Origin of the sequence: Aequorivita xiaoshiensis, from assembly GCF_022008395.1 — a bacterium.
Lineage (GTDB): Bacteria > Bacteroidota > Bacteroidia > Flavobacteriales > Flavobacteriaceae > Aequorivita > Aequorivita xiaoshiensis.
Genome location: NZ_JAIRBB010000013.1, coordinates 1 through 13940 on the forward strand (window position 1 = coordinate 1; position 13940 = coordinate 13940).

The 13940-nt window shown below is 31.6% G+C and carries 14 protein-coding genes; 11 read left to right on the forward strand and 3 right to left on the reverse strand.

The window, feature by feature from the left end; genetic code table 11:
• Positions 1-218: 218 nt before the first annotated feature.
• The 11 genes from K8344_RS12060 to K8344_RS12110 all read left to right on the forward strand — a co-directional run bounded on the left by K8344_RS12060 (position 219) and on the right by K8344_RS12110 (position 10764).
• The gene (locus K8344_RS12060) at positions 219-1319 is read left to right on the forward strand and encodes a toxin-antitoxin system YwqK family antitoxin (protein ID WP_237608940.1); all 1101 of its coding nucleotides are present in this window, start codon (positions 219-221) and stop codon (positions 1317-1319) included.
• A gap of 249 nt (positions 1320-1568) precedes the next feature.
• Complete coding sequence (locus tag K8344_RS12065) at positions 1569-2447, forward strand: aspartyl protease family protein (RefSeq protein WP_237608941.1); 879 nt, start codon at positions 1569-1571, stop codon at positions 2445-2447.
• Positions 2448-2713: 266 nt separating this feature from the next.
• Positions 2714-3796 carry a S41 family peptidase gene (locus tag K8344_RS12070; RefSeq protein ID WP_237608942.1) on the forward strand — a complete coding sequence of 361 codons (1083 nt, stop codon included), beginning with the start codon at positions 2714-2716 and terminating at the stop codon, positions 3794-3796.
• Positions 3797-4128: 332 nt separating this feature from the next.
• Positions 4129-4827, forward strand: a complete 699-nt coding sequence (locus K8344_RS12075) for a hypothetical protein (protein ID WP_237608943.1) — start codon at positions 4129-4131, stop codon at positions 4825-4827.
• 155 nt (positions 4828-4982) lie between these two features.
• Positions 4983-5423, forward strand: a complete 441-nt coding sequence (locus tag K8344_RS12080) for a hypothetical protein (RefSeq protein ID WP_237608944.1) — start codon at positions 4983-4985, stop codon at positions 5421-5423.
• A gap of 363 nt (positions 5424-5786) precedes the next feature.
• Positions 5787-6761, forward strand: a complete 975-nt coding sequence (locus tag K8344_RS12085; protein ID WP_237608945.1) for a DUF6624 domain-containing protein — start codon at positions 5787-5789, stop codon at positions 6759-6761.
• 206 nt (positions 6762-6967) lie between these two features.
• Positions 6968-7819: an alpha/beta hydrolase gene (locus K8344_RS12090; protein ID WP_237608946.1), complete on the forward strand. Its 852-nt coding sequence runs from the start codon at positions 6968-6970 to the stop codon at positions 7817-7819.
• Positions 7820-7986: 167 nt separating this feature from the next.
• Positions 7987-8607, forward strand: a complete 621-nt coding sequence (locus K8344_RS12095) for a hypothetical protein (protein WP_237608947.1) — start codon at positions 7987-7989, stop codon at positions 8605-8607.
• A gap of 374 nt (positions 8608-8981) precedes the next feature.
• Entirely contained in the window at positions 8982-9269 is a 288-nt protein-coding gene (locus tag K8344_RS12100) for a hypothetical protein (protein WP_237608948.1), read from the forward strand.
• A gap of 187 nt (positions 9270-9456) precedes the next feature.
• Entirely contained in the window at positions 9457-10266 is an 810-nt protein-coding gene (locus tag K8344_RS12105; RefSeq protein WP_237608949.1) for a helix-turn-helix domain-containing protein, read from the forward strand.
• Positions 10267-10308: 42 nt separating this feature from the next.
• Positions 10309-10764, forward strand: coding sequence for a hypothetical protein (locus K8344_RS12110; protein ID WP_237608950.1), 456 nt, complete (start codon positions 10309-10311; stop codon positions 10762-10764).
• A gap of 378 nt (positions 10765-11142) precedes the next feature.
• Here K8344_RS12110 and K8344_RS12115 read toward each other — a convergent pair whose 3' ends face one another.
• The 3 genes from K8344_RS12115 to K8344_RS12125 are packed head-to-tail and all read right to left on the reverse strand — an operon-like array spanning position 11143 to position 13868.
• A complete protein-coding gene (locus K8344_RS12115; RefSeq protein WP_237608951.1) occupies positions 11143-11925 on the reverse strand; it encodes an ABC transporter permease in 783 nt (260 codons plus the stop codon).
• On the reverse strand, positions 11918-12628 hold the full coding sequence (locus K8344_RS12120; protein WP_237608952.1) for an ABC transporter ATP-binding protein: 711 nt from the start codon (positions 12626-12628) through the stop codon (positions 11918-11920). The genes K8344_RS12115 and K8344_RS12120 overlap by 8 nt, the downstream gene beginning before the upstream one ends.
• Entirely contained in the window at positions 12615-13868 is a 1254-nt protein-coding gene (locus K8344_RS12125; RefSeq protein ID WP_420908354.1) for a nitrous oxide reductase family maturation protein NosD, read from the reverse strand. The genes K8344_RS12120 and K8344_RS12125 overlap by 14 nt, the downstream gene beginning before the upstream one ends.
• Between the last annotated feature and the right edge of the window lie 72 nt (positions 13869-13940).

Here is a 13940-nt window from a genome sequence, read left to right on the forward strand (position 1 = left end):
TCAATCGCAGATTTCTATCCGAAAATAATGGAATATTTAAAAACCTATGAGGAATAAATGCCTGCGTACAACAATGTATATAAAAAATAGGCGAAGCAGTAATAAATTCAAAGCTTTTGGCTTGTATAAAACTTTGTACTTAACCGAAAGTTTAGTGCTACGAAATCGTCTACTTTTAATAAACTAACCGCTGTAAAACTTTTAAAAAAAACTGATTAGTGAAAAAATATTTTCAAATAACATTCCAACTTTTATCGATTTTTTTGTTTTGTTTTTACACAGATTTAGCTGCACAAGAATCTGAATATTTTGATGATTTAATAGAAAAAACTCAAGACGGAAAAGTCAAAATTTATTTAGACGGAGTTTTTCGTATCTCCTACAAAGATTGCTCTAAATATTACTTAATTGCAGAATTTGACGACAGACTTTTTCAATTCAAAGATTCTTTAAAAGTTTATTACAAAAATGATGATTTATTCTTAACTGGCTCATATCAAAATGGTAAACTAAACGGAAAATTCAATTCATTTTATAGAAACGGGGAAAAGAAAATGGAATTTGAATATGCTTTAGGAAACAGAACAGGAATTTGGGAGAGTTTCTCAAAACGTGGTAAATTAATTAAAAAAGTGATTTATAAAAACAATAACGAATTCCTATTGGAACAGCGTACTGAACTAGGAGAAATTATTGTTGAGAATGGAAATGGAAAATTTATTGACAGCCTTTATATGTCTATTTCGGGTTCTCAAAAATCCAAATTAACCGGAAATGTAAAAAGCGGATTACCAGATGGAGAATGGAACTTTTACACTGCAAACGCGAATTATGGGAAAGAATATTTTGAAAATTTTACTTTCAAAAAAGGAATGTCTATATCACCAATTTTAGGTAATGAATTGTATTATAATTACTTCAATGCAACATTTACTGGAATAATTTTTTTAGAACACCTAAAGATAATTGGACCTTCTCGGTGTAATCAAAAAACGGACATTGGAATAAATGATGACTTTTATGAAAAAATTAAAAAACGCTTCTATAAACTAAAATTAAACGAATCAATAACTGATAATTGGTTTTTATTGGAAATAGAAACGGGAACAAATAAAAAGATAATTGATGTATCGATTATTTCAAAAGCGGATAATCAATCAATTAATTTGATAAAAGAATTAATTTTTAGTTTAAAAAAGGCAGTTACTTTTCCTTTCAAATACAAACCAGGTTTTGATTATTTCCCCATTGTAATTAAAAACTCAGAAATATTTACACCATATGATAAAGAAATTGAATTATTGAGTTATAAATATTGAAAAAATAATGTGCTACCACACCGTATAAAATTAATTGCTCTGTAGGAGCCTACTTACAAATCCCGATAGCTATCGGGACGCGGATTTTCTATTCGGTTTTTATTTGCTAAATTAGTTGCATGGAGCACGCCACAAATCATACACAAACACGTTTACCGCAATTATAAAAAATCCGTGATATAATGAAAATTGTCACAAAAGGCCAAGTTAAGCGTCTTATTTGTAAATCAAATCACAGAAAATAATCCTATGAACAAATTATTTGCAGCCTTATTTATCTTATTTACAACACTAAACTACGCACAGGTCAAGACGGACAAAAAAATTGAAATTCCATTTACTCAAACTTCAAATGGTCACATTATAATTTCAGCAAGCATCAATGGAATTCAAGGGAGTTTTATTTTCGATACAGGAGCAGGAATAAATCTCTTGACCAAAAAGTTTGCAGACAAAGTAACCGACCTCGAAAAAACCCATCATTTCTATACAGGACATCGAGCGACAGGCGAAGAAATTCAATCAGATTTATGGAATTCCAAAAATTTAAAGATTGGCGATTTTAAAATAAATAAAGAAATATTTGCTGTTTACGATATTGATTTCCCTCTTGACGGACTAATTTCATTGACGCCATTTAAAGACAAGCCTATTACAATTGATTTCGAGAATAAAATTCTGAGTATCGAAACGGAAAGATCAATGAATCAATCTATGGCAGATAAAGATTTTGAGATGCCCATCCAAATTAATAATGACAGAGATATTAGAATTGGTATTGCCACTACCATAAAATTAAATGACACACTAACATTAAATGTAAGTTTAGATAGTGGTGCTGGATTTAATGTTTTCAGATTTAGTTCGAGATTTATGGAAAATCTTGGAGTAGACAAGGAAAGTATTGAGAGTGAATATAAGCAAAGTATGTTCAAACCAGAAAACGGAAATCAATATTACTACACGACATTATCAAAAATGACGGATATAAACAACAATGTTTCTGTAAGAGATTTTAAGGTTACATTTATTGATGGGTTGATATACGAAGGAATTTTGGGAATAAATTGGATTGGTAAAAAAATAACGATTGATATTCCAAATAAAAGACTAATCGTGCGGAAATAACTATGGCTAAATATCTAAATAAAAAATAGCGCAAGTCTTTACGTAAACTAAGACATGGGCATATTTGGAAAGTCACCAAATTTATAACTTTACTATCATTTCTATTTTCCATATTGATAGCAGTAGCCCTTCGGCGGACGACTTCTAATAAATAAGTTAAATAGTAAAATTTAAAATTTGGCTTGTACTTAAAACCGAATATAATCGCTACATTACACACTACAAGCCATATATAAACACGTTAACGGTTGTATAACACGAAAACAGTGAGGAAATTTATATTCATCATATTATTAATTACATCCATTAATATAGTATCTGCTCAAGACACTCGAATTGAGCAACCAGTAAATAATTTTGAAAAACTCTGGAATGAGTTTAACGCTAGATATGCAAGCTTTAAAATTAAAAACATCAATTGGAGTGAAATTTATAAAAAATACCGACCGCTAATTAATGAAAATACTACAAATGACAGTCTTTTTAAGGTTTGTAACAAAATGCTTCTTGAGCTAAAAGACGGTCACGTTAACTTAATACATTACGGAAAAAAAGGTAAGGTCATAAACAAAGCAAGTGATGGAAGCTCTTCCAAATTCCTTAAAAAGTTTCCTCTTTCAAAAGAAGAAAAACCGAATATTTATCAACTATTAAAAACAACAGATAAAACCCTTAAGGATAAAGGCTTTTCCATTGTTGGTGTTTCCAAAAAAGGTTCTATGGAATATGCAATTTCGAAAGATTATGGGTATTTAAGAATTTTATCAATGGGCAATTTATCTATAAGTGATTATAGAAAACATGTAGATAAGGCAGTTAACGCGTTTGAAAATTTGAAAGGTGTAATAATTGATATTCGATTCAATGGTGGTGGAGATGACAAAACATCATTTGAAATTGCAAGCAGATTTACTGACAAAAAGAGAATTGTACTATACAAAAGAGAGAGAAAAAAGGGAACTTCAGAATTCAAAAAACTAGAAACTAAACACTTAAAGCCTTCGGGTAAAAAACAATTTACCAAACCAATAATAATTTTAACAAGCGACTTGACGGCAAGTGCAGCTGAGGTCTTTACTATGATAATGAAAGAACTACCATACGTAACCATAGTTGGGGACCATACAAATGGAATTTTCTCAGATATGTATGATTTCAAATTACCCAATGGATGGCTTGCTACTTTATCCCATCAGCAGTACTTCTCTTCCGAAATGAAAAATTTTGAAAGTATTGGTATTGAACCTGACATAAAACTATTGAATGAACCTCAGAACATTATTGATAAAATAGATCCTTTAATTGGAAAAGGAATTGAAGAATTGAAAAAAACAACCGCTAATAACTAAAAATCCGTATGGTCGGTACAACTCAACAAGAATGCAGTGTTGACTGAACCGGTGTATGTCGGTTTGTCCTTATGGGGATTGGTTTAGTTTGGGATGGATTTTTAGAAATTGATTTTTCTAATTTTAATTTTTGCACATCCAATATATTTTTAAAAGTTATTATACTTGCTATAACCCAATTAACCACTCTGGAAGCTTTAAAAATCGCATTCTCGAGAAATTTTATAAAATTCATGAAATACGGAAATCTTAAACCTGCAACTGAAGTTATAAGAAAATTAGTGTAGTTTTGGGACAGACTGCCGTTGCCACCCATTTAAAAAAAACGAGAGTTGATTAATAAACTAACATTTATATTTCTAATTTCTATTGGATTCAGTGGATTGTCTCAAAATAAAATTGAGTTAATGACTTCAGATTGTACTCAAGAAAATGGATTTACAATGTTTCAATTGGACGAAGCAAATCCACAAATTTTGACAAAACAAATCTTTAAAAAGGAGAATGGATATTGGGGCGGCCATAAAAAAATAATTCAAAACCAATCGGATAGTTTAAAAATAGAATACACAAATATTTTTGGTCAACAAATTGACACCACATTTGCAAATGCAAAGGAATTGAGTAAAATAAAAATTTGTGTAAATAAATATAAAGATTACGAAAAAAAATCTTTGATAAGGCAATCAATCGAGGGAAACAAAAAATGGATTTTATCTACAAGTTGGGGACATCAAGTTTTTGAATCTGACAAATTAATTCTAAAACCCAAAAAGGGATTTTTAAAATTTAAATATTATAAAAACGGGAAAAGAGTAAAACGCGGTAAAATAAAAATAACCAAAATCATTATTAACCGAATATCCTTATTTGAACGCAAACTTAATTCAATGCAAAATGCAGATGGTGGTTGTAATTTTGGAGTAAGTTATTATCTTGATAATGGAATTGAAAAACTTAATTTTCAAGACAACAGTTGTAATGGATTTTCGAACGACCAGTTATTAACCGAATTAAAAATAATTGAATAAAAAACGTGTGGCTACAATGTATATAAAAAATAGGCGAAGCAGTAATAAATTCAAAGCTTTTGGCTTGTAAGACTTTGTACTTAACCGAAAGTTTAGTGCTACGAAATCGCCTACTTTTCATAAACTAACCGTTGTAAAACATTTAAAAAAAACTGATGAGAAAAAAAATTACCTTATTGTTATTGATTATAATATCAGTAACATTTATAACGAAATTGAATGCGCAATCTTCTGAAAAAGAAATTACAACTGAATTTTTTCGAGTATTCGAAAGCGAACCGATGAAAGCTATGGATTACGCTTTTTCGACTAATAAATGGATGGAGAGAAACATAGACGGAATAGAAAGTTTAAAAACAAAATTTAAAGATATACTTCCTTTGATTGGCGATTATTATGGTTATGAAATGATAACAGAAAAAAGTGTCGGAAAAGATCTAAAATTAATAAGTTATATGCTCAAATACGACCGACAACCTTTACGCTTTACTTTTGTTTTGTATAAACCGAATGACAAATGGCAAGTTCAAAATCTCAATTGGGATGTTGACATAGATGATGAACTAGAAGAGTCTGCAAAATTGAATCAGAATTAGATGAAAAAACGTTTTACAATAACTAAGCATTCGTGTGGACGGTACGACTCAACATGAATGCGGTGTTGACTGAACCGGTGTATGTCGGTTTGTCCTTATGGGGATTGGTCTAGTTTAAGATGGATTTTTAGAAATTGATTTTTCTAATTTTCATTTTGGCACATCTTATATATTTTTAAAAATTATTTTTCTTGCTATAGCCTAATTATCCACTCAGGAAGCTTTAAAAATGGCATTTCCGAGAAATTTTATAAAATTCATGAAATACGGAAATCTTAACCCTGCAACTGAAGCTATAGGAAAATTAGTGTAGTTTTGAGACAGACTGCCGTTAACACACATCAAAACAAAAAACGAACATCAATGAAGAAATCAACGATTTTAGCAATTTTAAGTCTTTTAATGTTCAATCTTTCCTTTGGACAAAACCGAGAAAAATATTCCGAACTTATAAAGGAAGCTTGGAATTTATACCAAACAAAGGATTATAAACAATCCGCTGAAAAATATTCCGAAGCTTTTATTGCTTTAGGAAACAAAGGCAACATATCGGACAGATATAATGCGGCCTGCTCTTGGGCTTTAGCAAAAGAAATTGATTCCTCATTTGTTCAGTTGTTCCGAATAGCCGAAAAAGGAAATTATTCAAATTTTGGACATTTAACAACAGATACAGATTTAGATACTTTACATTCGGACAAAAGATGGAGTGAAGTTCTCGACAAAGTAAAGGCTAATAAAGAAAAAGCAGAAGCCAATTTAGATAAACCGCTAGTGGCAATTTTGGACACCATTTATCAAGAAGACCAGGGTTTAAGAAGACAAATAAGCAAAGTCGAAGAAAAATATGGGAGAGATTCGGATGAAATGATAGCTCATTGGAAAAAAATATCCGAAAGAGATTCTATTAATCTTATCAAAATCAAAAAAATACTTGATGAACGGGGTTGGCTCGGTCCTGACGTTATCGGCAATCAAGGAAATATAACATTGTTTTTAGTTATTCAACATTCTGACCAAGCAGTTCAAGAAAAATATTTGCCAATGATGAGAGAAGCTGTCACAAAAGGAAATGCAAGACCAAGTAATTTGGCTTTACTGGAAGATAGGGTTGCACTAGGGCAAGGAAAAAGACAAATTTATGGAAGTCAAATTGGTCGAAATCCCGAAACTGGAGAATACTTTGTTTCGCCTTTAATTGACCCTGAAAATGTAGATAAAAGACGAGCAGAAGTTGGACTTGGACCAATTGAAGGTTACATAAGTAATTGGAATATGACTTGGGACGTTAAGAAGCATATAGAACAAACTGAAAAAATGGAGAATGAAAAGAAATAAATACGTTTGCTAATAACTAAGCATTCGTGAGGTCGGTACGATCCTTCATGAATGCAGTGTTGACGGAACCGAATCCCCACAGCTATCGGGATGTGAATTTTTGCTACGTACATTTCGCACAACTCGTCGTGTCAATTCGCTTTGTATATGCTAAATTAGGTGCTTAATACACGCCACCAATTATAAACCATTACATGCTAACCAATTTGAAAAAAAGTATAAAACAAACAATATTAAGTCTAATTCTACTTTTAGTAGTTCAAATTGTCTACAGTCAAGAAGTAAGCGAAAAAATTAGCGAAACTGAATTTTCAATTGGCAAGACTATAAAAATTAAATCTCAATTATTAAACGAAATAAGAGAAGTAAATATTTATCTACCCATAAATTACTCAAAGGACAGCTTAAAGACCTATCCTGTAATATATTTACTTGATGGCTCAAAAGATGAGGATTTTATCCATATTTCAGGAATAGTACAATTTGGCTCATTTTCTTGGATAAACATGATTCCCGAATCAATCGTAGTTGGAATAGGTAATGTAGATAGAAAAAGAGATTTTACTTATCCCTCGCAAAGTGAGCTTGACCAAAAAGAATTTCCTACGTCTGGTAAATCTGAAAAGTTTATTTCCTTTCTAGAAAAAGAACTTCAACCCTTTATCGATTACGAATATAGAACAACAGAAATGAAAACAATCATTGGACAATCGCTTGGTGGCCTACTAGCAACAGAGATTCTATTCAAAAAACCCAAACTTTTTGACAATTATATAATTGTAAGTCCAAGTTTATGGTGGGATGAGGAAAGATTGTTAGATGAAAATCCTAAAACGTATCATTCTAAAAAATCGATTTATATAGCTGGTGGAAAAGAGGGAGAAATAATGGAACGAACTGCAAAGGAATTGCATGACAAGCTCAATAAAAACAAAAAGCAAAATACGGATTTGACTTACAAGTTTTTAGAGGATAAAACCCACGGAGACGCTTTGCATATTGCTGTTTATAATGCGTTTGAGAATATATTTAAACAGGAGAAAAAAGAAAAAAACTAGCTACAAAGCCGAATATAATTATTTACTAGTAATAGTTTAATTACAGATCCCGATAGCTATTAAGCCTAGGACTTTCAGTATGGAGTATGCTTGCAAAACTAAGTGCTAACGCACACAACTACCCATAGTCGAGACCGCGTTGTATAACATTTACATAAAATTAGAGAATGAAATTAAAAATTTTGATATTTAGCATATTTCTGAGTAATACAATTTATTCACAATCTGTTAAAGACTCCCTTTTGAAAAAGGATATAACCATTTTAGTAGAAGAAATGGAATTTATGTATGGTTACGACCAAATTATGCGTGAGTACACAATTTTTAAGACTTTTGACAAATCTGAAACAGACAGAATTGAAAACCTTCCAGACAGTTTGAGGGTTATGGAATTGGAAAATCGAAAATTCGTATCGGATAGTATTAGCAAGTTGATTTCTAGAAAATATATTAATCCAATGGATGCTGAACACACCGAGCGATTGATAGCAATAACAAAAAAATACGGATTTCCAAGCACTGAACGAATTAGAAAATACTATAAACAAGATTTTGCTGACCCAGAATTTAATCCCCTACTAATCCTTATCCATTCACCAAAAAAGTATTGGGAGGAACTAAAGGAATTAATGTTAATGGAATATCAGAATGGAATAATCAATCAATGCCAATATGGGTATGCACTTTGGCAATTTACTGGACGAAAAAGCTTTCAACCAATGCTAGATAATGGATTTGTAATGGTTGAAGAAAATGGAAAAACAACGCTAAAATCAACCTGTGACTAAAAACGTAGCACAACCTTGTTTGTCCCCATTTTGTCTCGACAATTGGCTGCCTTCGTGTCGACGGATTACACTACTACAACCTAAACTTTGAACAAGTAATCCGAATACACGCATATTAGCTCAAACCAGTGCTAAACCCTATATTTATGCTAAAAATCTAGTAATTGCAGTAATACTAAACGTTATAACCAATTTTGACCTGTTCTGAATAAAAGCTAAATATTTTAAACATTATGTATAAAAATGATTAAGTATTTAAACTATATCCAGAATCTTTTAAATTCAAAGTTTAAAATAAAATAAAACAAAATTTATCAACTGACCACTGAATCGGAGATTAAGCAAGTTTGAAGATTGAAAAAGCATAATTCTGAATGGAAAAATTAACTGACCTGATAAACAAGCCTAAAAATAATATTATCGGAATTCTAACTGCAACGCTGATTTCGTGGATTATCGCAATGTCAACTGATTTATCGCCAAGTTCAGGTCACGGCGGATTTATTCCATTAGTGTTTTTACCAATAATTGGAATATTTTTTATAGGAGTCTACTATGTTTCTCGGATTTTTACTAAAAAGTACAATTGGATTATTAGTCTATTTGCAATAGTCTATCTTTTACATTTTGCGATTGACTTTTACTTAACGGAGAATATTTAAAAAAAAACGAACATGCTTTCTCCAATGTCTCGCAATCTATTGTGAACACTGAACTTGGGTGACTACAAGTTAATCTCTTCATTATCTCATTTACTGCCGGGATTATTTTCAGCTTTTATTTAGTACCTTACGTTATAATCCACGTATCTAATCATACTCAATCATGATATGGTAATATAAATAACTGATGAAAAATGACTTCATCATACAAAAACCGTTCAATGACCATCTTCAATCGCTGGTGGACTACTACTTTTATATAGATATCCCGATAACGGAGTTAAGCATGGAAGAAGAGTATGTAATTCCTTTTCCTAGAATTACGTTCGGATATTTTTTTGAACATCCATTTTCGGTTACTAACCACTCTACCGAAGAAACTATTAAGGCGGAAATGATTATTTCTAGAATATCCACAAATCAAATTTCGGTGAAACCTATGACGGAGCGAATAAAAATTATTGGAGCTCACGTTAGACCCTATACTTTGGCCTATTTGACAAACGTGAATATTTGTGAAATGCCTTGGCTAATCAGAACAGAGAATTTGTTTGGTAAAAAAGCACTAAATTTCAAGAACAGAATCAACACATTTTCAAATCCAAAGAAAATGTTTGTAGAAATAGAGAACATTTTTTTAAAAACAATATTAGTTAAAGACCTTAATGTTATTACTGAAGCCATTAACATTATTGAATCGAAAAAAGGAAGTATTTCTATATCAACAATTTCGGACAAAATAGGAATTTCTAGCCGTACATTACGAAACCATTTTTATAAATCAGTTGGCTGTTCACCAAAAGAGTACATTCATTTAGTAAAATTAAAACAGGCTATTTTTCAGATGAAACATTCGACCGATTCTTTGACATCGGTGTCGTACACCCAAAATTATGCAGACCAAGCTCATTTTACAAATACGTTCAAAAATATAACCGGAGTTTCACCAAAAAACATACGTGGAAATATGTCTGATTTCCGATTCTTGCAATTTTGAGAGTATATAATGCAATAGTTTTGTTTCATAAATTGTAAAGAAATGAAACGGTCAAAAATAGTTACGGTACACATTATGGCAACAGTAATTGCCGGATTCACAATAAGCTGCTTTTTTAGCTTTTCGCTGATTGCAGAAATACTTGGAGAAGATTTGTTTATAAAACAAGTGAAAACGGGGATACTTTATTGTCTTCCGATTCTTGTTATTACAATGCCTATGTTGGCAATATCGGGGAAAAAACTTGCAGAAAGTTCAAAGAGTCTAATTGTTGCGAAAAAAATGAAAAGAATGAAATTTATTGCCTTAAATGGTGTGGTTTTAATTTTATTAGCAATTTACCTTTACTATCACGCAATTTATAAGACAATTGACAGTGCTTTTTTATATGTACAAATAGTGGAGTTATTAATCGGAGCTGTGAATTTGAGATTGATTGTATTGAACATTAATTCGGGACTAAAATTATCAGGCCGGAAATGGACAAACAGCACATAACTGTGGAAACAGCTGCACAAGTCATTAATTTTAAAAATTCAGTTATTAACAAAGTTTGAAGAGATTTTAATTTATGATCAGTGTAAAGAATCGTCAGATCTCAAGCGTCATAATTACAGCATTATTGGGTTAAGGAAGGAGGTATTTGAATAAATTCTAGTTATCGGAATATATAATAAAGTACTTACCCACTTTCCTACATGTTTAATTGTAAAGCTAAAAATGTCAATATAAAAATGGGAAATGATAAAGAGAGGGAGTAGGAAGTTTTGTAGCCTTAATTATTTAGAATATAAGGAGTTCAAGTTGCATTACGATGACATCAATGCAGGTACACATATTTTAATCTATCGATGTGAATATGTGTACATTCATCGTTTAAAAATCCTTCCGCTTAGCGATTCTCCAAATAAAGAAAGTTGGAATAACAACCCAAAACACTAGCATTACAAAGGATAATATCACACCAAAGCTAGTGCCGAAAAACTGTTGAAATACGGCTCCGGTATAGCCTAATAAAGCAGAAATATCGAGTTTAAGAAGTATTAAAACTCTCGACAAGTCTACTGGGTTTAGCATGGTTGCAAATAGTGAGAATTTATCTAAAGGGTAGTCTTCAAAATACAACAGCGACATTAAAAATAATCCGTCGTAGATAACCGCCATAAAAAGCCAAAGTAAAATAGCATACCCAAAACCTTTGATTTTATTTTCATTAGAAAGTGCTATAACAAAAGCTAAAGCGGTAAAAATAAAGGTAAGAAATCCACCAGTAATTAAGAGTAATGAGAAGTCCCAGATTGCACTGCTATTAAAAATTCCATAAAAAGCAAATGGAAGTCCTAGTCCGATAATTAAACTCATTGCTAAAGAGGTGGCAACCCCAAAGTACTGCCCTAAAAAAATAGAACTTCGCTTAACAGGTTGTGCCAAAAGAAGCTCAGTAAATTCGCGAGAATTGTAATAATACATCACGCCAAAAATGGTTCCAATTAAGGGGACAAGGATGATGATAACGTTCATTAATGTTATCACTGCTTTTGATAAATCGTTGTTTAAAAACAATAGGACAATACCAAGCAGTAAATAAAACAGAAAGTATACGTAGCTCCAACGGCTTCGCATTAAATCGTAAAAACTATATTTTAATATCTTAAGCATAACTTGCGGATAAAATAGAGGCTATTGCGTGTTCAAAATCTGGTTGTTCGGTCTTAGTCTTGAGCTTAGTGATACTACCTTTAAAGTAAATTTTTCCTTCTAAAAGGAAGACTATTTCATCGGCAATTTCTTCAACAAAACTTAAAATATGAGAGGTTACAAGAATTGTTTTTCCCTTCTCTTTTTCGGCAAAAATTAAATTCTTTAATCTTAAATGAGAAATAGGATCTAGACCGCTTGTAGGCTCGTCCAGAATAATTAACGGACTGTCGAACATAAAAGTAAGGACTAAGTTTACTTTTTGTTTTGTACCTCCAGAGAGGTTTACAAGCCGCTTATTCAAAAAAGGTTGCAGTTTAAACAAATCTATTAAAGCTTCGTCATGTGTTGCCTTAGTAGCTCTAAGATCTTTAATCATCTCTATAAGCTCACTTACTTTCAAATTTCCAGGGAAATTGGCTATTTGTGGTAAATAGTCAATCTTATCGCGATATTTAAAGTTGTTTTTTAAAGATTCTCCATTAAAGAGAATTTCACCTGAATCTGGTATTACCATCCCAAGAATAGCTTTTATAAGTGTAGTTTTCCCTGAACCATTCGGCCCGAGAATAGAAAATATTCCTCCTTCACCTATAGAGAGGTCTATGCCCTTTAGCACCTCGTTCTTACCAAATTTTTTATGTAAGTCTTTAATTTCTATCATGGTCTATACGTTTCATTTTTGGATTTTCATCCAATAAATTGTCTGGCGTAAATACTGGAGATACTTTTTCTGAAAAGTCTATGATATCTATAAATAGACTTCGCATTAAAATTATCGTTTCTGGGGTTCGGTTTACTATATATGAAAACAGTTTTACAGGTCGATAGGGAACATCACCTATCCCGTTTTTATTAAGATCGTAGCCGGTATAATTACTCCAAAAATTATTGTCGAATTTATTGTCATTGATTCGTCCGTTATAGGAAATATCGAATGAATTATACAGAAAGTTATTGTTTATTACATGGTTTTGATAGCAGGCACCTTTCACTTTTAAAGCATATCCATTACTCGTAAAATCGTTGTTGGTATATTCCAATCGATTACTTCCTTCTACCGTTATTCCCACGGTATTTTCGAAAAACAAATTGTTTTTTATGTTGGCGTCGTTTACTTCTTTTAACAATAACCCATAAGCCGCTGTTCCCCAGTTTTTCTGAATAATATTATTTTCAACTTGCATAAATTTTGAAAACATTAGTGCTATTCCTGCTCCATTAGTTTCAAAAGTATTATTGATTACATAGTTGTTGTTACTAAACATGAAATGAAGTCCGTATCGAATGTTGTTCTTACTTACATTATCTTTGATAGTTATGTTATCTGAAAATTCTAGATAAATCCCATCGCGAACATTTTGCACATCATTACCAATTACCTCAACGTTTTTGCAATACCATAGATGAACTGCATTTCCAGAGTTAAACTCAGTCACAGCTTCCCCCCTAACCTTATTATTTAAAACTTTACCATCGTTAGATTTTTGAAGATAAATTCCGAAGAAAAGCTTTTCGAGTTCCAAATTCTGAATTAGGAAACCCTTGCTATTTACAACTCGAACCGCAGCATAATCTGTGGTATAACTTACGCCTACGTTTATAATTTTAAATCCGTCTATAGTAACGTTGTCTGTGCCAATGGTTATTACTTCTCCTTTTTCTTGTCCATCAATAGTGGGAAGATTTTCACCAATAAGCGTAATTCCTTTATCAATTTTAATATTAGCTTCTTTATATACACCTTTTTTTACCAAAATCGAATCTCCTTCCGCTGCTTGTTTAACCGCCTCTTTAATAGATTTCACCGGACAAGTAGCGCATACAGTAATTGTTTGAGACCATAGGTTTTTAAGGGAAAACAAGGAAACAAAAAGGAATAATATGAAGAATTTATTTTTCAAAATTTTATTAGATTTTAGCAATACTATGCTTGCAACTCAATCGATTTAGAAATTAAAAACATGGTTTCAGAC